This window comes from Mycobacterium sp. 236(2023) (assembly GCF_029623955.1).
GTDB lineage: Bacteria > Actinomycetota > Actinomycetes > Mycobacteriales > Mycobacteriaceae > Mycobacterium.
Window position 1 is genome coordinate 418,834 of the sequence record NZ_JARSBP010000005.1, and the last position, 23,012, is coordinate 441,845.

Sequence of the window (23,012 nt, forward strand, 5' to 3'; positions counted from 1 at the left end):
GCGTCAGGCGACCGCCCACAGCAGGAGGCTCAGTGCGAAGGCGCTGAGGCCCAGTGTCGTCTCCAGCACCGTCCACGTCTTCAGCGTCGTTTTGACGTCCATTCCGAAGAACCGGCTGACCAACCAGAAACCCGAATCGTTGACGTGCGACAGCACGGTGGCGCCTGCCGCAATCGCGAACACCAATGCCGTGAGCTGCACGCTGCTCAGGTCTGCAGAGGCGACTGCGGCGCTGAGGAGACCGGCCGTGGTGGTCAAGGCGACGGTCGCCGAGCCCTGGGCGACACGAAGCAACGTGGAAATGACGAACGCCTGAAGGATCAGCGAGATACCTAGATTCGACAGCGAGCTGCTCAGCGCATCGCCGATACCGCTGAGGCGCAGCACACCTCCAAACATGCCGCCCGCACCGGTGATCAGAATGATGGCGCAGATCGGGCCGAGAGCCTTGTCGAGGATGTCGGTGACGTCGGCCATCGAGCGGTCGCGCAATCCCAGCACCAACGTCGCGACGATCACCGTGATCAGCAGCGCGATCGAGGTGTTCCCGAGCAGCTTGAGATACTCTGCCCACGTTGCGCCGTCTTCGATCACACCGGCCGTCATCAGGGTGTCGAGCACCGTGTTGAACGAGATGAGGACGAAGGGCAACATCAGCACGCCGAGCACCGTCCCGAACGACGGCGCCGTCCGAGTCGCGGTGCGCAGCTTGCCATCCGCGCCGACGTCCCCTTCACTGTCGGCGACGTCACGTCCACCGTTCATCTCGCCGAAGATCGATGCCGGAATATCGACGTACACGCGGCGCCCGATCACCTGGGACACCAGATACGCACCGACGTACCACGACACGATGGCTACCGGCACACCGATCAGCAGGGTGAGGCCGATGTTCGCGCCGAGGGCCTCGGCGGCTGCGACCGGGCCGGGGTGGGGCGGTACCAGGGCGTGCATCGCGGCGAAGGCTCCGGCAGCGGGGAACGCGTACAGCAGGATTGATCCGCCGAAGCGCCGCGCGACGGTCATGATGATCGGGAGGAAGACGACCAGGCCCGCGTCGAAGAAGATCGGGAAGCCGAACAGCAGCGCTGCGACACCGAGCGCGAGAGGTGCCCGCTTCTCGCCGAATCGGCTGATCAGAGTATCGGCGAGAACCTGTGCCCCGCCGGTCAATTCGAGCAGACGGCCGATCATGACCCCGAAACCCACGAGAAGGGCCACGGACCCGAGGGTGTTGGAGAACCCGTACGTCAGGGCACTGGGGACATCAGCCACCGGAATGCCGGCGGCCAGAGCTGTCAGCGCACTCACCAGAACCAAGGCGAGGAAGGCGTGCAGTTTCACCTTGATGATGAGGAACAGCAGGACGGCGACGGCGCCCGCGGCGATCAGCAGCAGCGTGGCGGTTCCGTGGGCCGGATCAATTGCCTCCACGATGGCTCCTGTTCGCTGAAGGGTCGTCGGCTGAGTACGTGGTGAATGCCGGACTCATCGGTTCTCCTGTTCTCCTGCGTCGGTTTTCGTTGATGTGACGTAGGTTTCGATGATGGCGTCGATGTTGCGATCGACATCGATGGCGATGCCGCGCTCATCGGACTCGAGGGGTTCGAGCGTCTCGAATTGGGATGCCAGCAGCGATGCGGGCATGAAGTGTCCGGGCCGGCTGGCCTGCCGCCTGCCGATGATCTCGGGTGATCCTGCCAGATAGAGGAATTCGACCTCGGGACAATGCCGGCGCATGTGGTCGCGGTAGCTGCGTTTGAGGGCCGAGCAACCCATCACTCCGCCGTCGCGATGACGCGCCAACCACTCTCCGATGGCCTCCAGCCACGGGTATCGGTCGTCGTCATTCAGCGGATGGCCGGCCGTCATCTTCGCGATGTTGGCCGGCGGATGGAAGTCGTCGGCATCGGCGAAGGGGACCCGCAGACGCTGGCCCAGAGCGGCGCCAACGGTCGATTTACCGGAGCCGGAGACCCCCATGACGACGATCGGTGATGACATGTGCTGCACCTACCCTGTTGTGTGTGGCGTCACACAGCATGCCGCAATAGTCATACGATTGCAAGAATCCAGACGTAATAGATATTCTCTAACCGGCAACCTGCACGTCTGGCATGATTTATCCATGCCCGATCCGCTGACAACCGGCGCCCTGCACGGCGGCCTGTTGGCTGCGTTGGGGTCAGCGATCGTCTCCGGCCGGTATCCGGCAGGCCGGGTCATCACGCTCGACGGCGTGAGCGCCGAGCACGGTGTGTCGCGTAGCGTCGCCCGTGAGGCGATTCGCGTGCTCGAATCCATGGGCATGGTCGAGTCCCGTCGCCGTGTCGGGATCACCGTGCAGCCTGCGGAGAAGTGGAACGTTTTCGACCCTCGTATCATCCGGTGGAGGCTCGACGACGGTGACCGGGCGGCGCAGCTTCTGTCGCTGTCGGAATTGCGAAGGGGATTCGAGCCTGCGGCGGCGGCACTGGCTGCGCGTCGGGCGAACCCGCACCAGTGCCGGATCATGGCGGCTGCAGTCTCCGATATGGCCGTACATGGGAGAACCGGCGATCTCGACGCATATCTGTTGGCGGACAAGATCTTCCATCAAACGCTCCTGGAGGCCAGCGGCAACGAGATGTTCCGCGCACTCAACGGTGTGGTGGCCGAAGTGCTCGCCGGCCGAACGCATCACGGCCTGATGCCCGACCGGCCGGAGATTGCGGCGATCGCGTTGCACGACGATGTCGCGCGCGCGATCAGGATGGGCGAGGAGGATCAAGCCGAGCGCGCGATGCGGGCGATCATCGACGAGGCGGCTGCGGCGGCGCTTTCGACTGGCCGGGAATGACTTTCGGTCGGTCGATCACTTCGCGGTGGCGCCGATGACATGCCCGACGATGTGATCGTAGGCCGTGCGTGTCACTTCGGTCGCGTGCGTCATGATGTTGTAGCCGTGATCGACGCCGGGCACTTCGTAGTACTCCCGCAGGGCACCGGCTGCGTCGAGTTCGTCGGCGTACCTGCGTGCTTCGTCACGAAGCCGGTCCTTCTCGGCGGTCACGATCAGGGCGGGTGCTATTCCGGCGAGGTCGGAGGCCTGGCTCCAGGCCGGGGAGGCCAGTGGGTCCCGTCGCTGCGCAGGGTCGGGAATGTACGCAGTGTCGAAAACTTCACCCATCCACGGTTTCAAGACCGCCCGGCCACCGATTGTGGAGGTCTTGTCCCTGGTCGGTGTCACGAGGTCCAACGGCGCGTAATGCAGTACCTGTAGGGCGATGCGGGGTGTGCCGTGCCGCAGTGCCATCAGGGCTGCTGCCGCGCTGAGGTTGCCGCCGGCACTCTGTCCCCCGACGCACAACCGGCTGCCGTCCCATTCGTGATCGACACCGGCCGCCCAGCACACGACGTCATAGATCTGTTGCGGCGCTGCGGGAAACCGGTGACTCGGCGCGAGAACGTAGTCGGGATTGATGACCGCGATGCCGGCGCGGGTGGCCAGGTATCGACACCACGGGTCGTCCTGCTCCGGGTGGCCGACCACGAATCCACCGCCGTGCACGTTCACGTAGACAGCGGGCCGGGAATCCGTCTCGGGTGGGTGGTACACCGTGGCTGCGACGTTGCCGAATCGGCTGGGAACAGTGGCAGCCTCAGTGCGACAGACGATTTCCGGAAAGCGGACCCCCTCTTTCGGCGTCGGGTTGACGGTGGCGGCGAAGATGCGTGCAAGAGTGTCGGCCACCCGGGGCTTGGACAGGATCGACATGAGGGTCCTCTCGTGAGCGCTGGTGATCAGCGGGATGGCGTCATACTGCGGCGAAGCCGCCGTCGACCGGCAGGACGACGCCGTGGACGTTGCTCGCGCCCGGACCTGCCAGGAACACCACCGCCGCCGCCACTTCCTGCACGCTACTCATCCGGTGGGCGGGGATGCGCGCAAGGATCGGCGCGATGCCGTCGGCGAACTCCTCGTTGCGCTCCGTGGCGATCGGGCCAGGTGCCACGGCGTTGACCCGTACCCCGGACGGGCCGTACTCATCGGCCCACGACATCGTCAGCGAATGCATCGCAGCCTTGGTCATCCCGTACAGGGCCGAGCCGCTGGACCCGCGCAACCCGGAGGTCGACCCGATGTTCACGATGGAGCCGGTGCCGCGGCGCGCCATCGCCGGTCCGACCAGTCCGGTCATCAGGATGGGCGCCGTGACATTGACCGCGAGGACCGACGCCAGTTGATTCTCGGTCAACCGGGAGGTCGGCTCCGGCTGCAGCAACGTGGCGGCATTGTTGACCAGGATGTCGATGGCGCCTCCAGCAGCGTCGGTGGCCGAAGCCACGAGTTCGGCGATGGCGCCGGCACCGGCGGCAAGATCGACAGGTATGAATTCCGCACGCCCGCCGCGGGATTCGATCTGCTGCACGACGTGCTCGCCGCGGACGCGGGTTCGACCGGTGACGATCACGTGCGCGCCGGCTTCGGCGAGCGCGGCCGCGATACCTGCGCCGAGCCCGGAGGTGGAGCCGGTGACCAGCGCGGTGCGGCCGGCGAGAGTGTCGGAAGGATTCATCGGTGTGGACCTTTCTGGGTGTTGAGATCGATGACAGCCGAGGCGAATGCCTCGGGTGCCTCTTGCGGAACGTTGTGACCGATCCCGTCGAGGACCCGGTGTTGGTGCCATCCGGTGTAGTGGGATCGGTAGGTCGCGCCGTCCTTGGCGGCGGCGTCGAAGTCGCTGCCGATCGTGATGGTGGGGACAGTGATGGGTGGCCTGGCGGCGAGACGGCGTTCGTCGGCGTCGAAGCGAGGTTCACCTGGCGCCAGGCTCTGGCGCCAGCGGTAGTTGTGGACAACGATGTCGACGTGGTCGGGGTTGTCGAACGCCGCCGCGCTCAGGTTGTAGGTGGCGTCGCTGAATCGCCATGCGGGGGAGGCGAGTTGCCAGATCAGCTTGTTGAACTCCCGGGTGTTCTCCCGGTAGCCGGCCTCGCCGCGCGGCGTGGCGAAGTAATACTGGTACCACCAGCCGTGCTCGGCCTGCGGGGGTAACGGCTCGAGATTGGCGACGAGGTCGACCACGATGTATCCGCTGACGGCGATCAGGCCGGTGCATCGCTGGGGCCAGAGCGCGGCCACGACGTTGGCGGTACGGCCACCCCAGTCGTAGCCGGCCAGGATCGCCGAGGGAATGTCGAGGGCATCCATCAGGGCCGTCACGTCGTGCGCGAGCGCCGCTTGCTGGCCGTTGCGCACGGTGCTGTCGGACAGAAATCGCGTGGAGCCGAAACCGCGAGCGTAGGGGACGATCACCCGGAAACCGCGGGCGGCGAGAATGGCGGACGCGTCCGCGTAACTGTGGATGTCGTAGGGCCAGCCGTGAAGCAGAATCACCGGAGTTCCGTCGCTGGGGCCGGCTTCGGTGTAGCCGACGCTGAGGTCGCCGGCGTCGATGTGTCTGACGGCACCCAACTGGTGCGTCGCACCAGGTGGGGGTGTCGACGCCACTGGATCTTCGATGGCAGGCGCGCATGCCGCCAACGTCGCCGCGCCGGCAGAGAGCGCGGCGAGCATGCCGAAATGCCTTCTGCTCACGCCATTCACAGGGAGCGTCCCATCGCGGGGGTGCCGGCTTCTGAACTCATGCCTCCATCACAGCCGCAACAAGCCATCAAGTCCAACGATTGTTTTCGATAGCTGTCATCTCCGATAGAGATAGCCTGATGCCGTGGAACTGCGTCAGTTGGATCACTTCGTGGCGGTCGCCGACGAGCTGAGCTTCACCCAGGCGGCTCGGCGGGTCCACGTGGTGCAATCGGCACTGTCCACCTCCGTGGCCAAGCTCGAGCGCGAGCTCGGAGTCGAACTGTTCGACCGCACGCGTCAGCAGATCAGCCTCACTGCCGCGGGAGAGCGCTTTCGCACGCACGCCCAGGACGTCTTGCGTGCTGCCCGGACTGCCACCGAGTCCGTCGATGACTTTCGCGGGACAGTTTCGGGCACAGTTGAATTCGGCTCGCTGATTTCTTTCGGGCCGGTGGATGTCGCCCGCGCCCTCGGCGACTTCCATCGTGCGCACCCGTTCGTGCGACTCCGGCTCCGGCTGAGCCAGTCGGGCGCCTCCGCGTACCTTGCCGCGCTCATCGAGGGCTCGCTGGATCTGGCTTTGGTCTCGGTACCCAACCGGTTCCCGCCCCAGCTGCAGCTGCGGCTGATGTTCGAGGAGCCCATGATGTTCGTCTGTCGCGCCGACCATCCGGTCGCGCAGCGCAAACGCGTCGACATCGCCGAGCTCGCCACCGAAGAGCTCGTCGGCTTTCCGCCGGAGTTCGGGCTGCGGGGCCTGATGGACGGCGCGTTCCATGCCGCAGGTGTCCAAGCCAACACCCTCTACGAAGTGCCGGCGGGCTTCCCTGTCGTCGCCGACCTGGTGGCCAACGGCCTCGGCACAGCGTTCATGCCCCGCTCCGAAGCCCGTCGATTCAGCGACCTGACCGCAGTGGCATTACAGGACCCGGTGGTGTGGCAGGTGTATATCGCATCACCGCCGACGGCGCGGATGTCACCTGCGACCGCGCGGTTGGCCGCTACGCTGCTCGACGAGGCCGACCGCACCCGCCGGTGATATCGACGAGTTGTGTCTCAAGCGCCTAGCCTGTCGGCATGCTCACGGAACTCGTTGAACTGCCGGATGACTCGTTCCGCATGGGATCGATCGACTTCTACCCCGAGGAAGCCCCCGTCCACACGGTGACGGTGGAGCCGTTCTCGATCGAGCGTCATCCGGTGACCAACGCGCAGTTCGCCGAGTTCGTCGACGCAACCGGGTACGTCACCGTCGCCGAGCAGCCGCTGGACCCGGCCAACTTCCCCGGTGTGCCCGCAGCGGAGCTGATCCCGGGCGCCTTGGTGTTTCACGCGACGGACGGGCCGGTCAACCTGCGCGACTGGCGCCAGTGGTGGACCTGGGGCCCGGGCGCCTGCTGGAGGCACCCGTTCGGACCCGAGAGCTCCATCGAGGACCGTCTCGATCACCCCGTCGTGCAGGTCGCCTATCCCGACGCCGCGGCCTACGCCGCGTGGGCCGGTCGTCGGCTGCCCAGCGAGGCCCAGTGGGAGTACGCCGCTCGAGCGGGCTCGCAGTCCGCCTACGCGTGGGGGGACGAGGTACGCCCGGACGGACAGCTGATGGCCAACACCTGGCAGGGCAAGTTCCCGTACCTCAACGATGGTGCGCTCGGCTGGTCCGGCACCAGTCCGGTAGGAAGCTTCCCGCCCAACGGTTTTGGACTCGTCGACATGATCGGCAACGTGTGGGAATGGACGACCACGCAGTACAGCCGTCATCATCGCGTCGACCAGCCCGCCGAGGGCGGCTGCTGCCCGCCGTCGTCGCCGTCGGGAGATCCGACCGTGAACCAGGCACTCAAGGGAGGGTCGCACCTGTGCGCGCCCGAGTACTGCCACCGGTATCGCCCGGCCGCCCGTTCGTCGCAGTCCCAGGACAGCGCCACGACGCACATCGGGTTCCGCTGCATCGCTTGACCGGGGTCGCGGGTGGCGAAACAAACGGCGTTCCGCCGCAGTAAACGCGCTGGCCTCGTCCTTTCCGGGATATCGAGGTGGCGTAACATTCGGTAATCCGCCACCCAGGCTCGGGATGGCTTTGAAATGGCACAGTGAACGCATGCCACGGCGACCCAAGATCCCTCCGAAGGACTTTCCCCGTCCTTCGGTGCGGGAGTATGCGGGTACCCGCGCCGACGCGGCGCGGTGGGTCCGGGACACACTGCGCAGCCAGATCCTCGAAGGCGCCTTCGGCGGCCTGGCGGCGGCCCGGCCCGCGCTGCCGCCGGAGTCGGAGCTCGCTGCCGAGCTCGGCGTGAGCCGCAACGCGATCCGCGAGGCACTGGAACTGCTCCGTGGCGAAGGCCTGATCACCCGCGTCCAGGGCTCCGGAACGTTCGTCACCGGCGCCAAGCTGCGCCAACATCTCGACCGGTTGGAAGGACTGGCGGAATCACTTGCCGGGCATCAGCTTCCGGTGGACAACGAGGTCCTGTCGATTCGCGAGTCGACCGCGACACCGTTCGTCGCGGCCAAACTCCAACTGTCGGAGAACGACCCGATCCTGTTCATCGAGCGGCTCCGGTCGGTGGGTGGGCTGCCACTGTCTCTTGACACCACATCATTGCGGTTCGGTGCGATCCCCGTCGACGCCGAGCTGGCACAGCGAGACGTCTTCGCGCTCATCGAACAGGAGCTCGGTGTGCGTCTGGGGTGGGCGGAGATCACTGTGGAATCGGTCGCGGCCGACTCCCGCACTGCCGAACTGCTCAAGATCCGTTCGGGAGCGCCATTGTTGCTGCTCCACAGACTCACACATCTTGAGGACGGCACCCCGTTCGACCTCGAGACCGTCCGCTATCGCGGGGACCGGTGTTCATTGGTGACCACCGCCGCACGCGGTGACGCCCCGACTCCCTAAAACGGGGCGCCACCACCTCACAAGCCCGTAAGGGTTATTTCGCAACCGAATTGAAAGGTGTATTCGTCATGCCCGAACAACCCAACATCGTGTATTTCCACGTCGACAACCTCGGAATGGGTGAGCTCGGCTGCTATGGCGGCGGAATCCTGCGTGGCGCCGACACCGCACGTGCAGATGCCTTCGCCGCGGAGTCGCTGAAGCTCTCGCACTTCGTCGTCGAGCCGCAGTGCACCCCGACCCGCTCGGCGTTGATGACCGGGCGGTACCCGATCCGCTCCGGAAACCACACCATTGCCCTTGGCGGCAACGGTGGCGGCATCGTCGCCTGGGAGCGCACGATGGGTGACATCCTGTCTGAATCAGGCTACGCGACAGCATGCTTCGGCAAGTGGCACATCGGGGCGGAGGACGGCCGCTGGCCCACTGACCACGGATTCGACGAGTGGTACGGGCCGGCCCGCACCTACGACGAGTGCCTGTGGCCCGACGATCCGTGGTACGACGCCGACCGTGACGGTTACTCCTACATGTACGACGGCACCAAGGCAGACGGTGTGACGACAACCGACCAGCAGCTGACCGTCAAGCTCAAGGGCCAGATGGACGGCGAATACGACCGCCGGGCCAAGGATTTCATGAAGCGCAGCGTCGAGGCGGGCAAGCCGTTCTACCTGTATCACAACCACTCGCTGATGCACTTCCCAATGGAGGTGCGTGAAGAGTTCAAAGGCAAGAGCACCAACGGCAACTGGGGTGACTCGCTGCTGATGCTCGACCACGACTTCGGCAGCATCCTCGACGCGCTGACCGAGCTGGGCATCGAGGACAACACCATCGTCGTGTTCGCCGGTGACAACGGCGCCGAGGACCACCTTGCCGGTCGGGGTACCGCGGGATTCTTCGACGGCTCGTACTTCAGCTCGGCTGAGGGTGGCATCCGGACGCCGTGCCTGATCCGCTGGCCCGGAAAGGTGACGCCACGTGAGAGCAACGAGATGGTGCACGTCACCGACATGTTCCCGACGCTGCTGCGCTGGGCGGGCGCCGACATCCCGGAGGATCGCATCATCGACGGTATCGACCAGCGTGAGTTCTTCGCCGGCGCCGACGAATCCAAACGCGAGGGCTGCATGGTGTGGCTCAACGAGGAACTGCACGCCGTCAAGTGGTCGCAGTTCAAGATCAACTTCAAGCGACAGCAGCATTTTCACGACCCGGAGATCCCCCTGGGCTTCGCCCGCATCACCAACCTGCTGGAGGATCCGAAGGAACGTGAGGCGGTCAACCAGACCTGGGTCCGGTGGTGGGTCATGCAGCACGCCTACCGGTTCATCCAGGAGTTCGACGAGAGCGTCAAGGTCGAGGAACTGATCCCGTCCGGAGCGCCCATCGACTTCGTGCCCGCGCGCACGCAGTAGGTCCTGTCGATGACCTCGCCGAAAAGCTACGGGGCCGAATCCATCACGATTCTGGAGGGGCTGGACGTCGTTCGCAAACGACCCGGAATGTACATCGGGTCGACGGGCGAACGCGGTCTGCACCACATGATCTGGGAGGTCGTCGACAACGGCGTCGACGAGGCGATGGCGGGCTGCGCGAGCCGCGTCGACGTGACCCTGATGGCCGACGGCGGTGTCGAGGTGATCGATGACGGTCGAGGGATCCCGGTGGCCGAACACGCCACCGGGATCCCCACCATCGATGTCGTCATGACGCAGCTGCACGCGGGCGGCAAGTTCGACTCCGACTCCTACAGCGTGTCGGGCGGACTGCACGGCGTCGGTGTGTCCGTCGTGAACGCTCTGTCCACGCGGCTCGAGGTCGACATCTGCCGCGACGGTTTCGTGTGGTCGCAGTCATATGACCGATCCCTGCCCGGCACTCTCTCGCGCGGCCCGGTGACCTCGAAAACCGGTACTACGGTTCGATTCTGGGCTGACACCGACATCTTCGAGACCACGACCTACAGCGCCGAGACGGTCGCCCGCCGTCTCCAAGAGATGGCGTTCCTGAACCGCGGGCTGACGTTGACGCTCACCGACCTGCGGTCGGCCGACTCCGAGAAACGCACGTTTCATTACTCAGACGGCTTGATGGACTTCGTCAAGCACATCAATCGGACGAAGGATCCGATCCAGCCGTCGATCGTCGGCTTCTCCGGTGCCGGAACCGGCGTCGAGGTTGAGGTGGCGATGCAGTGGAACGCCGGTTACACCGAGTCGGTGCACACCTTCGCGAACACGATCAACACCCACGAGGGCGGCACACACGAAGAGGGGTTCCGGGCCGCGCTGACATCGGTGGTGAACAAGTACGCACGGGACAAGAAGTTCCTCAAGGACAAGGAAGCCAACCTCACCGGCGACGACATCCGCGAAGGTCTCGCCGCTGTGATCGCCGTGAAGGTCGCAGAGCCGCAGTTCGAAGGCCAGACCAAGACCCGGCTCGGAAACGCCGAGGTCCGATCGTGTGTGCAGAAGATCTGCCACGAGAACCTGACGCACTGGTTCGAAGCCAATCCGGCCGAGGCCAAGACAGTGATCACCAAGGTCACCTCCTCCGCCCACGCGCGCCTTGCCGCTCGCAAGGCCAGGGACCTCGTGCGGCGGAAGAGCGCCACCGATATCGGGGGTCTGCCGGGCAAGTTGGCTGATTGCCGTTCGACGGATCCGCAGAAGTGCGAACTGTATGTGGTGGAGGGTGATTCGGCCGGTGGTTCGGCCAAGAGCGGCCGGGATTCGATGTTCCAGGCGATCCTGCCGTTGCGCGGCAAGATCATCAACGTCGAGAAGGCGCGCATCGACCGGGTGCTGAAGAACACCGAAGTGCAGGCGATCATCACCGCGCTGGGCACCGGCATTCACGATGAGTTCGACCTCGCCAAGCTGCGCTATCAGAAGATCGTGTTGATGGCCGACGCTGATGTCGACGGGCAGCACATCTCGACTCTGTTGTTGACGTTGTTGTTCCGGTTCATGAAGCCGCTTGTGGAAAACGGTCATATCTTCTTGGCGCAGCCGCCGCTGTACAAGCTGAAGTGGCAGCGTACGGAACCAGAGTTTGCGTATTCCGACCGCGAACGCGACGGCCTGCTCGAGGCGGGCCGTGCGGCGGGTAAGCGCATCAACGCCGAGGACGGTATTCAGCGGTACAAGGGTCTGGGTGAGATGGATGCCAAGGAGTTGTGGGAGACCACAATGGATCCGTCGGTACGGGTGCTGCGTCAGGTCACGCTCGACGACGCGGCGGCCGCTGATGAACTGTTCTCGATTCTGATGGGCGAAGACGTGGAAGCACGCCGCAGCTTCATCACGCGCAACGCCAAAGACGTTCGCTTTCTTGATATCTGAGGCTCACAACAGCGGCATTACCAGATAGGCCACCACCAGAGCGGCCAACGCCAGCACCGCCGACCCGGCCCCCATCACCTCACGTCGGGCGGTCAGTGGTCGGGCCCTGAGCATGCGCCTGCGCCGGACCCCGATCAGAAACACCACGGTGGTCACGACTGCGGCGGCGAGGCCGAGGAACAGGCGCTCGCGACCGTCAGCCAATGCGGCCATGTCCGGTTCCTTGAACATCAGTAGTCCGCCGGCAACCAGGGCCGCCAGTGATGTCCTGGCCCACGCCAGGTCCGTTCGTTCGAGCTGTAGGCCGCGGTCCTGCGCCAGCGCCTCGCGGGTCATCGCCCACCCGTTGCGACCACGAGCGTCAGCGTCGCCAGGCCGATCAGCACCAGGCCGAGCGTCAGGTACAACGGGGTGGACGTGCGGGGCAGCGGCCGGTCGCGGCGCATGGCGTGGTCAACCTGATGCCATCGATGCAGGCCAACGCCGGCCGTCAGAACGGCGAGCACGCCCACAGCCGCGCCCAGCGCGTGCCGCAGGCCAGGCAGTCCCAGCTCCGGCAGGAAATGTGCCACTGCGACGGCGGCGGCCAGTAGCCCGAGAGCTGTGCGCTGCCATGCCAAGAATGTGCGCTCGTTGGCCAGCGTGAACCGGTAGTCCGGCTCGATGATCTCCGAGTCATGTTCGCCTGCAACAGCTTCGGTACTCACTGCACCAGTGTTCGCGCGTACCCGGCGCTGCGCCAGTGGCAGGGGGGTGGCGTAACCGAGCGTTCATCGCGGCGATCGTCCCGGATGCGGGTCCACTGGCGGATCGAGGGCCCGGCCCCGCGGCCACCTTGGCATTCAACCCTCAAATGACCTGCGTTGATGGCGTAACTGCGGTGCAACCTTCAGTGACGGTGAGGTAACAGAAGGCATAAACCCTGGTACAGGTGAACGACCGAACTCAGACCTCCGCGACCCGGCACCGCCGTGCCGTCGCTGTTCTCGTGGCACTCGCCACAGTGGGTGCCCAGGCGCTGACTGGCTGCGGGCTGCTGACCGATCCGACGGTCACCGTCAACGTCGGCTACCAGTCGAAGACCATCAACACCGTCAACGCCGGCACGCTGCTGCGTGACAGCCGTGCTTTCGAAGACGCGCTGGAGAAGCTGGGCGCCGAGACCGGTCAGAAGTACCGCGTTGTGTGGCAGGACTTCTCGTCAGGTGCACCTCTGACCGCGCAGATGATGGCCACTCATGTCGACATCGGTTCGATGGGTGACTACCCGTTGCTGACGAACGGGTCCAAGACCCGCAAGTACGACGACGCGGAGACGGAGATGGTCGCGACCACCGGCTACAGTTTGCGCGGTTCGCTCAATCAGGTTGTCGTGCCGCAAAATTCGAGTGCACGGACCATCGAGGACCTGACGGGTCAGCGAGTGTCGACCAGCCTCGGCTCCGCCGGTGACGGCATGTTCTCGACAGCGCTGCAACGCAATGACATCGACAAGTCCGATGTGAACATCGTCAACCAGGATCCCGCCGTCGGCGCGGCCGCGATCGAAGGCGGTCAGGTCGACGGGCTGGCGCAGTTCGTTCCATGGCCGCAGCTGGTGATCTTCCGTGACCAGGGCAGGCTGCTCTACGACGGCGGCGACAACGAGGTGCCGACCTTCCACGGCGTGGTCGTGCGCAAACAGTTCGCTGACGGAAACCCGGACGTGATGGCGGCCTTCATGCAGGCCGTGAAGACCACCACGGAGGCGATCATCGCCGATCCGCTGAAGGCCGCGCAGCGTGTCAGCTCGCTCACGGGCATCGAGCCCGAGGTGGTCTACCTCTACAACGGGCCCAACGGCCTGGTGTCGTTCGACATGACGATCAAACCGCAGTTCGCTGCCGCCTTCGACCAGGTCAAGGCATTCCTGGTCAACCGGGGTTCCGTCACCGCCGATTTCGATGTCCAGCAGTTCATCGACGACAGCTATCTGCGTGCGCTCTACGGACCCGACTACGAAAGGCGTCGCCACGACGTCGCCAACCCGACCGCGCTGACCGGCAACGACGACATCTGCAACCTGCCTGTCGACGATCCGGCGCAGGCATCCGAAGTATGGGCAAAAGGCGCCGACGACACCGAGGTCGCCGCCACCCCGACGTGCGTGCTGCGCCGCATCGCGGCCACAGAGGAGGTACGGGCCGCCTACGTCCCGGACACGCTGACGGGAATCCGGCTGTTCGCCGATCACGCCGTCTGGCTGCAAGACCCCGACGCCCCGGCGATGCGGCGGTACAAACCGTTCGCGACCGACGCCGGAGCCGACGCTTACCGCGCCGAACATCCGCAATCGACACCCATCGCCTACGAGGCTGCAGTCTCACAATCGCAATCGCCCGGCTGAACCGAACCGCCCGTCCGCCAACCGACCCCAACCAAGGAGACACGAGATGACGCTCACCCTCAACGACATCGGATCGGTGCCCACCCGGGCACCGGCCGCGCCGCCGCGAACACCGCTGCGGCAGACGATCGCCGACCTCCTGCCCGCCCGGATGCGCACCCGCACGGCAGCATTCGTGCTGCCGTTGATCCCGATCGCCGGATTCCTGGTCATCTGGCACCTGCTCACGACCTACGGCGTGGTCGCGTGGCTGAGATTCAACCGGATGCCCACACCCACAGCCGTCCTCGACGCCTTTGTGGCCCGCATCGGCTCGGGCTCCTATTACGACGACCTGCTCGCCAGCCTGCAGCGCATCCTGATGGGCTTCGGATTGGCCGCTGTCGTCGGAATCGCGCTTGGCGTCCTCGTCGGTCGTTCCGAGATCGCGCGAATGACGTTGCGTCCGTTCATCGAGATCATCCGACCCATCCCTGCGATCGCACTGGTGCCGCTGACGATCCTGCTGTTTCCGTCCAGCGAGCAGGGCATCGTCTTCATCACGTTCTTCGCCGCGTTCTTCCCCGTGGTGGTCAGCACGATCCACGCGATGGATTCGCTGCCCAAGGTGTGGGAGGAGGCCGCCAAGACCATGGGCGCGGGACGAATCTCGTTGCTGTTCCAGGTGATCCTGCCCGGAGCACTGCCCGGTATCTTCGCCGGACTGTCGGTGGCCATGGGGGTGGCGTGGATCTGTGTCGTCAGTGCGGAGATGATCTCCGGCCAGTTCGGCATCGGCTACTACACATGGCAGTCCTACGGGTTGCTCGACTACGCCGGCGTGGTCGTCGGCATGCTCTCGATCGGGGCACTCGGGCTGGCCACCGCGTGGCTCGTCGAGTACGTCGGGCGTCGCGTCAACCGCTGGCTGCCGAGGGCCGCCCGATGAGCACAGGAGCCGTCACCCTCGACAAGCTGAAGCTCGGCTTCAACGGCGTTCTCGCCGCGGACATCACGATGAAGGTCGACCCCGGTGAGGTCATCGTCTTCCTGGGACCGTCCGGGTGCGGGAAGTCGACGATCCTGCGGGCGCTCGCTGGACTGCTGACTCCGATGGGCGGCATCGCCACTGTCGACGGAGAACCCGTTGCGGGCAATGCGGCTCAGTGCGCCATGGTGTTCCAGGAGGACGCGCTCTTTCCGTGGCGCAGTGCGCTGAAGAACGTCCAGTACCCGATCCGGTTGCGTGGCGTGCGTGGCAGGGAGCTCAAGAAGGCGGCCAGCGCGCGATTGGAACAGGTGGGACTCGGCGCCTACCACGACCACCTGCCCGCGCAGCTGTCGGGCGGTATGCGTCAGCGCGTGCAGCTCGCGCGCACACTGGCGTGCGAACCGCACGTGATGCTGATGGACGAGCCGTTCGGAGCGCTTGACGCGCAGACCCGGATGGACATGCAGAAGCTGCTGATGTCGGTCTGGGAGCAGCAGAAGATGACGATCCTGTTCGTCACCCACGACGTCGACGAGGCGCTGCTGCTGGCCGACCGTATCGTGCTGCTCAGCCACCGCCCGGCAACCGTGGCCGACATCATCACGATCGACAAGCCGCGCTCGCCTGAGGCGCAGTTCCACGAAGAGTACCAACAGCTTCGGCGAAGCATCCTCGAATTCCTCGGGCAGAGCCCCGCGCAGAGCGCCTGAACCGGCAGATCACCAGGAGAGAAGATCCGTGAGCGTCACCATTCCCGTGCCGCGGGAACACACGCCCGCGAGAGCGACTGTGCTGCAGGCGTTTCGATCCCCGGCGCTGCTGCGGACCGAAGTGCTGGCCGGCCTCGTGGTGGCTTTGGCCCTCATCCCCGAGGCGATCGCGTTCTCGGTGATCGCAGGCGTGGATCCGCGCATCGGCCTGTTCTCGTCGGTGACGATGGCGATCACGATCGCGATCGCAGGCGGGCGGCCTGCGATGATCTCGGCGGCGACTGCGGCGGTGGCACTCGTCGTCGCGCCGGTGGCCCACGAGCACGGGGTGGGTTATCTGGTGGCGACGATCGTGCTGGCCGGCCTCTTTCAGGTGCTGCTGGCTGTTCTCGGCGTGGCGAAGCTGATGCGGTTCATCCCTCGCAGCGTGATGATCGGCTTCGTCAACGCGCTGGCGATCCTCGTGTTCGTCTCGCAGGTGCCGCACCTGCTCGGGGTGTCGTGGCTGGTGTATCCGCTCACGGCCGTCGGCATCGCGCTGATGGTGCTGCTGCCGAAGGTGACGACGGTGGTGCCGGCGCCACTGGTGGTCGTCGTGATGTTGACGGCCGCGGTGGCGTTGTTCGGCTGGGACGTGCCCGACGTCGGCGATCAGGGCGCGCTGCCGGATTCGATTCCGCTGCCCGGTATTCCGGATGTGCCTCTCAGCTGGCAGACGTTGCAGATCATCGCGCCCTACGCACTGGGCGCTGCCCTGGTCGGGCTGCTGGAATCGTTGATGACGGCAAAGCTGGTCGACGACATCACCGAGACACCGTCGAACAAGACCCGCGAGGCGTGGGGGCAGGGCACAGCCAACATCGTCACGGCGATGTTCGGTGGCATGGGTGGCTGCGCCGTCATCGGGCAGACGATGATGAACGTCAAGGTCGCCGGCGCCCGTACGAGGTTGTCGACGTTCCTCTCGGGGGCCTTCATCCTGGTGCTGGTCCTCGCCCTCGGACCGGTCGTCGGAATGATCCCGATGGCCGCGCTGGTGGCAGTGATGATCGTGGTGTCGGTGGCGACGCTGGACTGGCACAGCATCGCGCCCCGCACGCTGAAAGTGATGCCGCGCAGCGAGACTGCAGTCATGGTGGTGACGGTGGCGGCCACCGTCACCACCGGAAACCTCGCCATCGGCGTCGCCCTAGGCGTGCTCGCCGCGATGGTCGGTTTCGCGCGGCGCGTCGCACACATGACGGTCGTGGAATGCGACCCGGCTTCGGAGCCCTGCACATATCGGGTACGGGGCGAACTCTTCTTCGCATCGAGCAACGACCTGATCCACCAGTTCGACTATGCGAACGATCCCGACGACGTCGTGATCGACCTGTCGGACGCCGACATCTGGGACGCGTCATCGGTGGCGACGCTGGATGCCATCCGGCAGAAGTACGAGGCGAGAGGCAAGTCCGTCCGTCTCACCGGGTTGGACGGTGCGAGCCTGGAGCGTCTGACGAAGTTGTCGGGCCGACTGGGGGTGTAGATGCGGGTGGTTGGAGGCTGCGCAGGGTGCTCGTCACGAACTTCGTGAGCGACACATCGCGTTCGGCCTGGGTTCGCCCGACGGTGGTGAGCAGCGCATGGACACCGATGAGGAAGAACGCCGCACTGTGGTGGGCGTCTACATCGTCATAGAGGTCGCCGCGGAGGCGCGACCGTTCGATCTCTGCGGCCAGTAGCAGGAACAGTGGATGGTTGGTCCACTGTTCTGGCTCGGGCCGGTTGGGCGAGAAGTAGAGAGCGATGACATCGCGGAACAGGGCCTGGCCCCAACGGCTTTCCAGATCCAGTACCAGCGCGACGGTCGACGACAGGACCGCGGGCAGGTCGGGGCGAGTGTCGAGAAACCGGCCCAGCTCTTCGGCGAGACGCATCTCGTCGCGCCCGATCAACTCGAGAAGCACATGCTCCTTCGTCGGGAAGTGGAAGTAGAAGGTGCTGCGGGCCACGCCCGCCGCTTTCACGATGGCGTTGATGTCCGCCGAACCGGTGCCGGCACGCTGGAACTCGACGACGGCCGCGTCCAAAATCCGGCCGCGTGTTTGTAGACGCTGGGCATCGCGTTGGGTCGTACCGATCGACACGTCGACCATTGTGCCCCACTCCGGTCCGTTCGCTGAACGTTGTCACTCAATCGCCAGGCGAGCGTGCACACGAGCTGCATGTGCGTCACGATTTCGTTGTCATCTGTCAGCGAGAATGCTAGACATAGGAAGGCGGCCGATCGAAACGTCGGGGGACAGACCAAGGCAGGGGGCCTGCGATGGCGACATCTGTAGCGATGAGATCCGTGGCGATGAACACCAGGGGCCAGCGGATCCTGCTGTGGACGGTGCCGGCCGCGGCGGCACTGTTCGCCTTGGCCTACCTGCTGTTCCCGGTGTTCAGTCCGCCGCTGTCGCCGACACTGACACCGGAACAGGTCGCGGCGTTCTTCGCCGACAACACGACCGGAATCCTCGGCGTCACGATCCTGTGCAATCTCATTGCGTGCTCGCTGGTTCCGCTCTTCGCGGTGACCGCTGTGCAGATCTCGCGCACCGCGACGTCGAGCAGCGCCTTCACCTACGCCTACGTCATCTGCGTCGGGGTGGGGCTGACGGCATTCATCCTCGCCGACTACTGCTGGGCTATGGCCGCCTTCAGGCCCGAGCGCGACCCCCAACTGATCAGCCTGCTCAACGACATGGCGTGGTTCTTCTTCATCGCGCCGGTCGGCCCGATCATCGTGCAGAACCTCTGCCTAGCTGTCAGCATCTACCTGGATGGCCGGCCGGATCCGGTCTTTCCGCGCTGGGTGGCGCATTTCAACATCGCGACCGCAGTGTTGTTGATCCCCAGCGCATTCTCGATCCTGCAGACATCGGGCCCACTGGCCTGGAACGGTCCGCTGTCCTTCACGCTGCGGCTTGGTGTTTTCGCGTGCTACATCCTCGTGATGTTCGTGGTTCTGCTGGGAGTGGTCAAACGGCAGGGCGACGAGCACGAGACGCTGGCATGACCGATATCGCGGTGCGGCCGCGGCGGAAGAACAAGAAACTCGACCAGTGGCTCGCCTTCTGGATCGTGCCGGTCTTCTTCAACCTGTTCGGACTCGTCTTCGTTCCGCTGAGCTGGATGATGCCGCCACGGTCACCGAGCGCCCCGCAATCGGAGATCGTCGAGTTCATGCAGTCGCACAACCTGCTGATCGCCTGTGTCATCTTGACTTTGACGTTCGGTCTCGCACCGGTGACCAATGCGTGCTACCTGACGCAGATGAAGCGGATGTCGGTCAGCCCGGTCTTCCGGTACTGCCTCATCATGGGCGCAACCACCGGAGGCATTGTCGGCCAGCTGTTTCCGATGTTCTGCTTCGGGCTCGGGGCATTTCGGCCCGGATACGATCCGGAGATCCTGGCAATGCTCTACGACTTCGGATATCTCGCCTTCATCGGCTCCCTGGGTTGCTTCTGCATCATGTGGATGGCGTTCGGGCTGGCCATCCTGCTCGACGAGAACAACATCCTGCCGAAATGGCTCGGCTACTACACCGTATGGCAGTACGTCACCGAGCTCATCGCCGCACCTGTATGGATCGCCAAGTCCGGCCCGTTCGCGTGGAACGGGGTGATGACGTTCTGGCTGGCGATGGCGATGTATGTGTCGTGGCAGATCATCGTCTATGTATGCATTTTCCGGGCCATCAAGAATCAGCCTGACGACGAGCTCGAAAATGCCTGGCTGGAGACGGAACCGGCGACGCCCAGCAACGTGGCGAAGGCTGGCGCATGACCGAAGTCGCGGAAGAATCCAGCACCGACGCCGCACGTGCACCAGTGGCCCGTGGCCACCTCCCCGGCGACCCGAGCATGTGGTTCTTCGTCATCGGGGACCTGGTCATCTTCGGCGTCTACTTCGTCGTCTACATGTACTACCGCGGCCAAGACCACGACACGTTCCTGCAGAGCCAGGCGCAGCTGAACCTGACCATCGGTACTCTGAATACCGTTGTGCTGCTGTCGAGTTCACTGTTCGTCGCGCTGGGAACCGCAGCGGCGCGCGGAGGCAAGACCGCGGATGCAACGCGGTTATTCGGCCTCGCACTGGTCAGCGGGGCAGTCTTCCCGCTGCTCAAGCTCGTCGAGTACATCCCGAAGGTCCTCGCCGGCGTGACGCCCGGAACCAACCTGTTCTTCATGTACTACTACGTGATGACGGGCCTGCACCTGTGCCATGTTCTTCTCGGCCTGGTCATACTGTCCTTCGTCATCCGCAACCTGCGCGGTCCCGGGAAACCCCGAATCTCCTTTATGGAAACTGGCGCAACGTACTGGCACATGGTCGACATCCTGTGGCTCGTTCTGTTCGCGTTGCTCTACCTGATGAGGTGATGGATGTGACGACGTATGTACGCAACCCGCTGACGTACGTGTGGGCGCTGCTGACGGCGGTCACCGTCGCTTCGTGGCTGATCGCTCGCGACGGGGGCGCGGCCCATCACCTCAACGCCACGGTCACGGTCACCGTCCTTCTGATCGCGGCGGTCAAGACGCAGCTCGTGATCTGGCACTTCATGGAGGTGCGGCAGGCACCGGCCTGGCTCAAGGTCACGACGACCGGATGGCTGATAGCGCTGTTCGCGCTCCTGCTCGGCTTCTACTTCGGCGCTCCGTAGCGAGGGCGGCCGGTCGCTCGCGACTGCCGTTTAAGATGCCTATCCATGCGCACCCACGGGTGGGGCGGAGCCACGCCTGCGAGTGACGAAGAGGCCATCGAGCGGATTCTCGATGCCGCCAGTGCAGCGATCGACGAGCGCGGCGCCGCGATGCGTGTCGTCGACGTGGCCAGGAGCCTGGAGATCTCGCGTCAGACCGTCTACAACTACTTCCCCGGCGACTCATTGCTCGAGGCGGTCGCGACACGGTCGGGTCTGCGCTACATCGAACGACTCGCCAAGCATCTGGCCGGCATCACCGATCCGGTCGACGCACTGGTCGAGAGCTTCTCCTACACCCTGGAGTGGTTGCCGAAAGACAAGTCCGTCCAGCTGATGCTCGCCAACGATCTGGGGCGGACGTCGCACGAGGTGACCTCGGACATGGCGAAACAGTTCGGCCACGGCATCCTTGCGGGCCTCGATGTCGACTGGAAGTCGTTGGGGCTGGACGACAAAGGCATCGACGACCTTGTCGAGTACATGCTTCGGATGCTGCAGTCGTTCATGCTCGACCCCGGACGCCCGCCCCGGAAAGGCAAGGCGCTGCGCAATTACGTGCGCCGCTGGCTGGGCCCCGTCGTCACCGCGGAGATCGCCCGGCACGAACGGTGATCGGCACGTCGAGTTCCCAGGGCTGCCGACAGACAAGGTCCGCGACCTCGAAAGTGCCGCGTTCGATCTCGCCAGCGGCGGCGTCGACGATCCGGTACTCGTGGCGCTGACGATGGATAGGCTGCCCGTCGAGGATCAGCACGCGTAGCTCCTCGGGCTCGAACTGGCAGCGCCGCTGCAACGCCTCGATCAGTTGCTCGTTGTGAAGGTGGCCGTCGCCGAAACTCCAGCCCACCGCATAACCGGCCACGGGTTCACCGTCGACGACGGTGTAGTCGGCGTCGCGTCCGGGCGGAATGACGTGGTCCCACAACGTCAGAAGCCCGCGGCCGTGGGCGTACATCGCGCGGAAGGCGTGCCCGAGCGACAGCGAGACCTCTGTGCCCTCCGGCGAGGAGAACTTGGCGATCTGCTTGTGCTGGACCAGCCCGAGTCCGATCCGGTGCTCGGCGAGTTTGCGGCTGGCTTCCTCGGTGAAAAACCACTGCGAGGTGTCCCAATTACCCGCGTAGTAGCGCATACCCGGCAGGAATGACACCTTCGGCGGAGCGACGTTGCCGACGACGATACCGCCGACGATGACGGCGAGCAGCGCCACGATCGGCCACGGCTGGGTCACCTGCCCCCACCCGACGGTGGCCTTGTCGACGAACAGCGCGCCAATACCGAAGAGCATGAACACATTCCACTCCAGCGGCACCCCGAGCGGAATCGAGGTCAGGATGACCAGGTGGAACACGATCATGATCGCCGCGGCCACATAGGTGACCACACCGCCGTCGGAGAAGAAGAGCACCAGCGGCACGCCCATCTCTATCACGGTCCCGAAGTGCGCCAGGAACACCGCGACCCTGCTTGGGCGCAGGTCGTCGGGAAAGCGTCGGAAGAACCGCCGCTTCATCCATTTCGCCCGGATCAGAGGATTGTTGGCCATCATGGTAGCGACGACAAAGGGGAAGTGCCGGTTCAGCTTTGATGTCGCGGCGCCGATCCAGATCGCGAGCATGACGAGTTTGGCGGCGACGATCATGTCCGGCCCGGCGAACAGGAACGTCACCGTCAGGCTGCCGTAGACCTCGCCCCGCGTGGCCAGGAAGATCACCTTGTCGCGGAGTCCGAGGACGGCGAGGATCACGACGATCGGGATGATCTTCGCCGCGGGTATCAGGCCGATCGAGGTGTCGAGCGCGGCGACCGGTCCTGCGCCGTCGGCCAGTAGCGCATACACCGTCGTACCGAGTAGTCCGGCGTACAGCACGACGTCAGCGATCGACCGGCTGTCACCGCTGGTGAAAGGAATCCTGTTGGGCCACGGTGCAAGTCGAATGGTTCCAGGCCGTAGCCAGTAGAGAGGGGAGCCCATCGGCGGGGCGATCTTGCCGGTCAGCGGGCCGAAGCCGCACCCCAGTCCCAGCACTTCGAACAGCAGTGACCAGAGCACGACCTTCTGGAACACGATGGGCTCGCTCCACCATGTGCCGATGTTCCCCCAGCCGTCGATACCGCCCGTCGATAGCGCGAACAGAAGTCCGCCGAGGATGTAAAGCCCGATCTTGACGGTGTAGAGCACGGGGAAGATGTCGGGGTTGCCCATGCCGTTCTCCGCGATGTGCTGCGCCATCGGTCTGATGCGGTCGGCGCGGCCGCGGCCGCGCCACTCGTCGACGTTGATGCGCGGCATGTTGGGTTTCAGGAATCCCACCCGCTAGAAGCTAGCACAAGGCTTGACGCTTCGGATAAACTGTCAACTCGAACGCCACCGA

General features: G+C 64.9%; 24 protein-coding genes. 15 read left to right on the forward strand and 9 right to left on the reverse strand.

Translation table 11 applies throughout. From position 1 onward, the window contains the following. Positions 1-3 precede the first annotated feature (3 nt). Positions 4-1,434 carry a GntP family permease gene (locus P9A17_RS22885; protein WP_278041022.1) on the reverse strand — a complete coding sequence of 477 codons (1,431 nt, stop codon included), beginning with the start codon at positions 1,432-1,434 and terminating at the stop codon, positions 4-6. A 54-nt stretch (positions 1,435-1,488) separates the two neighbouring features. Continuing rightward, the gene (locus tag P9A17_RS22890) at positions 1,489-2,004 is read right to left on the reverse strand and encodes a gluconokinase (protein ID WP_278041023.1); all 516 of its coding nucleotides are present in this window, start codon (positions 2,002-2,004) and stop codon (positions 1,489-1,491) included. A 124-nt stretch (positions 2,005-2,128) separates the two neighbouring features. On the opposite strand from P9A17_RS22890, the gene P9A17_RS22895 reads away from it, so the two are divergent. Beyond that, positions 2,129-2,839: an FCD domain-containing protein gene (locus tag P9A17_RS22895; RefSeq protein WP_278041065.1), complete on the forward strand. Its 711-nt coding sequence runs from the start codon at positions 2,129-2,131 to the stop codon at positions 2,837-2,839. Between the two features lie 15 nt (positions 2,840-2,854). Here P9A17_RS22895 and P9A17_RS22900 read toward each other — a convergent pair whose 3' ends face one another. From P9A17_RS22900 to P9A17_RS22910, 3 genes are read right to left on the reverse strand one after another with little or no spacing between them, the layout of a single operon-like run. Then, positions 2,855-3,757 (reverse strand): alpha/beta hydrolase, encoded by a 903-nt coding sequence (locus tag P9A17_RS22900; RefSeq protein ID WP_278041024.1) that lies wholly within the window; start codon positions 3,755-3,757, stop codon positions 2,855-2,857. A gap of 40 nt (positions 3,758-3,797) precedes the next feature. Next, on the reverse strand, positions 3,798-4,559 hold the full coding sequence (locus P9A17_RS22905) for an SDR family oxidoreductase (protein WP_278041025.1): 762 nt from the start codon (positions 4,557-4,559) through the stop codon (positions 3,798-3,800). Continuing rightward, positions 4,556-5,560 (reverse strand): alpha/beta hydrolase, encoded by a 1,005-nt coding sequence (locus P9A17_RS22910; protein ID WP_278041066.1) that lies wholly within the window; start codon positions 5,558-5,560, stop codon positions 4,556-4,558. The genes P9A17_RS22905 and P9A17_RS22910 overlap by 4 nt, the downstream gene beginning before the upstream one ends. Positions 5,561-5,714: 154 nt before the next feature. Here P9A17_RS22910 and P9A17_RS22915 point away from each other — a divergent pair, with 154 nt between their 5' ends. From P9A17_RS22915 to gyrB, 5 genes are all read left to right on the forward strand, one after another. Continuing rightward, positions 5,715-6,611 carry a LysR substrate-binding domain-containing protein gene (locus P9A17_RS22915; RefSeq protein ID WP_278041026.1) on the forward strand — a complete coding sequence of 299 codons (897 nt, stop codon included), beginning with the start codon at positions 5,715-5,717 and terminating at the stop codon, positions 6,609-6,611. Positions 6,612-6,649: 38 nt separating this feature from the next. After that, positions 6,650-7,531 (forward strand): formylglycine-generating enzyme family protein, encoded by an 882-nt coding sequence (locus tag P9A17_RS22920; protein WP_278041027.1) that lies wholly within the window; start codon positions 6,650-6,652, stop codon positions 7,529-7,531. Positions 7,532-7,673: 142 nt separating this feature from the next. Next, complete coding sequence (locus P9A17_RS22925; RefSeq protein ID WP_278041028.1) at positions 7,674-8,474, forward strand: GntR family transcriptional regulator; 801 nt, start codon at positions 7,674-7,676, stop codon at positions 8,472-8,474. 68 nt (positions 8,475-8,542) lie between these two features. After that, complete coding sequence (locus P9A17_RS22930) at positions 8,543-9,895, forward strand: arylsulfatase (protein ID WP_278041029.1); 1,353 nt, start codon at positions 8,543-8,545, stop codon at positions 9,893-9,895. A gap of 9 nt (positions 9,896-9,904) precedes the next feature. After that, positions 9,905-11,827: a DNA topoisomerase (ATP-hydrolyzing) subunit B gene (gene gyrB, locus P9A17_RS22935; RefSeq protein ID WP_278041031.1), complete on the forward strand. Its 1,923-nt coding sequence runs from the start codon at positions 9,905-9,907 to the stop codon at positions 11,825-11,827. Positions 11,828-11,830: 3 nt separating this feature from the next. Here the strand turns inward: gyrB and P9A17_RS22940 are convergent, their stop codons facing one another. Beyond that, a complete protein-coding gene (locus tag P9A17_RS22940; RefSeq protein ID WP_278041032.1) occupies positions 11,831-12,163 on the reverse strand; it encodes a DUF202 domain-containing protein in 333 nt (110 codons plus the stop codon). Then, positions 12,160-12,534 (reverse strand): DUF202 domain-containing protein, encoded by a 375-nt coding sequence (locus tag P9A17_RS22945; RefSeq protein WP_278041033.1) that lies wholly within the window; start codon positions 12,532-12,534, stop codon positions 12,160-12,162. The genes P9A17_RS22940 and P9A17_RS22945 overlap by 4 nt, the downstream gene beginning before the upstream one ends. Positions 12,535-12,758: 224 nt before the next feature. Between P9A17_RS22945 and P9A17_RS22950 the strand changes: the two genes are divergently transcribed. The 4 genes from P9A17_RS22950 to P9A17_RS22965 all read left to right on the forward strand — a co-directional run bounded on the left by P9A17_RS22950 (position 12,759) and on the right by P9A17_RS22965 (position 17,421). Next, positions 12,759-14,213, forward strand: a complete 1,455-nt coding sequence (locus tag P9A17_RS22950) for an ABC transporter substrate-binding protein (RefSeq protein WP_278041034.1) — start codon at positions 12,759-12,761, stop codon at positions 14,211-14,213. A gap of 46 nt (positions 14,214-14,259) precedes the next feature. Then, positions 14,260-15,141, forward strand: coding sequence for an ABC transporter permease (locus tag P9A17_RS22955; RefSeq protein WP_278041035.1), 882 nt, complete (start codon positions 14,260-14,262; stop codon positions 15,139-15,141). Beyond that, positions 15,138-15,893, forward strand: a complete 756-nt coding sequence (locus P9A17_RS22960; RefSeq protein ID WP_278041036.1) for an ABC transporter ATP-binding protein — start codon at positions 15,138-15,140, stop codon at positions 15,891-15,893. Before P9A17_RS22955 ends, P9A17_RS22960 begins: the two co-directional genes overlap by 4 nt. A gap of 79 nt (positions 15,894-15,972) precedes the next feature. Then, complete coding sequence (locus P9A17_RS22965; RefSeq protein WP_278041067.1) at positions 15,973-17,421, forward strand: SulP family inorganic anion transporter; 1,449 nt, start codon at positions 15,973-15,975, stop codon at positions 17,419-17,421. On the opposite strand, the gene P9A17_RS22970 is transcribed toward P9A17_RS22965, so the two are convergent. Further along, positions 17,357-18,022: a TetR/AcrR family transcriptional regulator gene (locus tag P9A17_RS22970; RefSeq protein ID WP_278041037.1), complete on the reverse strand. Its 666-nt coding sequence runs from the start codon at positions 18,020-18,022 to the stop codon at positions 17,357-17,359. The two genes, P9A17_RS22965 and P9A17_RS22970, sit on opposite strands and share 65 nt — an antisense overlap. Positions 18,023-18,201: 179 nt before the next feature. On the opposite strand from P9A17_RS22970, the gene P9A17_RS22975 reads away from it, so the two are divergent. From P9A17_RS22975 to P9A17_RS22995, 5 genes are read left to right on the forward strand one after another with little or no spacing between them, the layout of a single operon-like run. Continuing rightward, positions 18,202-18,939, forward strand: a complete 738-nt coding sequence (locus tag P9A17_RS22975; protein ID WP_278041038.1) for a hypothetical protein — start codon at positions 18,202-18,204, stop codon at positions 18,937-18,939. Beyond that, positions 18,936-19,712 (forward strand): hypothetical protein, encoded by a 777-nt coding sequence (locus P9A17_RS22980; RefSeq protein WP_278041039.1) that lies wholly within the window; start codon positions 18,936-18,938, stop codon positions 19,710-19,712. The genes P9A17_RS22975 and P9A17_RS22980 overlap by 4 nt, the downstream gene beginning before the upstream one ends. Then, positions 19,709-20,311 carry a cytochrome c oxidase subunit 3 gene (locus P9A17_RS22985; protein ID WP_278041040.1) on the forward strand — a complete coding sequence of 201 codons (603 nt, stop codon included), beginning with the start codon at positions 19,709-19,711 and terminating at the stop codon, positions 20,309-20,311. The genes P9A17_RS22980 and P9A17_RS22985 overlap by 4 nt, the downstream gene beginning before the upstream one ends. 5 nt (positions 20,312-20,316) lie before the next feature. Further along, positions 20,317-20,595, forward strand: a complete 279-nt coding sequence (locus P9A17_RS22990) for a cytochrome C oxidase subunit IV family protein (RefSeq protein ID WP_278041041.1) — start codon at positions 20,317-20,319, stop codon at positions 20,593-20,595. Positions 20,596-20,640: 45 nt separating this feature from the next. Next, entirely contained in the window at positions 20,641-21,249 is a 609-nt protein-coding gene (locus P9A17_RS22995; protein WP_278041042.1) for a TetR/AcrR family transcriptional regulator, read from the forward strand. Here P9A17_RS22995 and P9A17_RS23000 read toward each other — a convergent pair. After that, positions 21,218-22,951, reverse strand: coding sequence for a DUF3556 domain-containing protein (locus P9A17_RS23000; protein ID WP_278041043.1), 1,734 nt, complete (start codon positions 22,949-22,951; stop codon positions 21,218-21,220). The two genes, P9A17_RS22995 and P9A17_RS23000, sit on opposite strands and share 32 nt — an antisense overlap. Between the last annotated feature and the right edge of the window lie 61 nt (positions 22,952-23,012).

Excerpts from the sequence above, each read along its gene's own strand:
- P9A17_RS22890 (WP_278041023.1), bottom strand. The coding sequence starts at position 2,004 with ATGTCATCACCGATCGTCGTCATGGGGGTCTCCGGCTCCGGTAAATCG.
- P9A17_RS22895 (WP_278041065.1), top strand. The coding sequence starts at position 2,129 with ATGCCCGATCCGCTGACAACCGGCGCCCTGCACGGCGGCCTGTTGGCT.
- P9A17_RS22900 (WP_278041024.1), bottom strand. The coding sequence starts at position 3,757 with ATGTCGATCCTGTCCAAGCCCCGGGTGGCCGACACTCTTGCACGCATC.
- P9A17_RS22905 (WP_278041025.1), bottom strand. The coding sequence starts at position 4,559 with ATGAATCCTTCCGACACTCTCGCCGGCCGCACCGCGCTGGTCACCGGC.
- P9A17_RS22910 (WP_278041066.1), bottom strand. The coding sequence starts at position 5,560 with ATGCTCGCCGCGCTCTCTGCCGGCGCGGCGACGTTGGCGGCATGCGCG.
- P9A17_RS22920 (WP_278041027.1), top strand. The coding sequence starts at position 6,650 with ATGCTCACGGAACTCGTTGAACTGCCGGATGACTCGTTCCGCATGGGA.
- P9A17_RS22925 (WP_278041028.1), top strand. The coding sequence starts at position 7,674 with ATGCCACGGCGACCCAAGATCCCTCCGAAGGACTTTCCCCGTCCTTCG.
- P9A17_RS22930 (WP_278041029.1), top strand. The coding sequence starts at position 8,543 with ATGCCCGAACAACCCAACATCGTGTATTTCCACGTCGACAACCTCGGA.
- gyrB (WP_278041031.1), top strand. The coding sequence starts at position 9,905 with ATGACCTCGCCGAAAAGCTACGGGGCCGAATCCATCACGATTCTGGAG.
- P9A17_RS22940 (WP_278041032.1), bottom strand. The coding sequence starts at position 12,163 with ATGACCCGCGAGGCGCTGGCGCAGGACCGCGGCCTACAGCTCGAACGA.
- P9A17_RS22955 (WP_278041035.1), top strand. The coding sequence starts at position 14,260 with ATGACGCTCACCCTCAACGACATCGGATCGGTGCCCACCCGGGCACCG.
- P9A17_RS22960 (WP_278041036.1), top strand. The coding sequence starts at position 15,138 with ATGAGCACAGGAGCCGTCACCCTCGACAAGCTGAAGCTCGGCTTCAAC.
- P9A17_RS22975 (WP_278041038.1), top strand. The coding sequence starts at position 18,202 with ATGGCGACATCTGTAGCGATGAGATCCGTGGCGATGAACACCAGGGGC.
- P9A17_RS22980 (WP_278041039.1), top strand. The coding sequence starts at position 18,936 with ATGACCGATATCGCGGTGCGGCCGCGGCGGAAGAACAAGAAACTCGAC.
- P9A17_RS22985 (WP_278041040.1), top strand. The coding sequence starts at position 19,709 with ATGACCGAAGTCGCGGAAGAATCCAGCACCGACGCCGCACGTGCACCA.
- P9A17_RS22995 (WP_278041042.1), top strand. The coding sequence starts at position 20,641 with ATGCGCACCCACGGGTGGGGCGGAGCCACGCCTGCGAGTGACGAAGAG.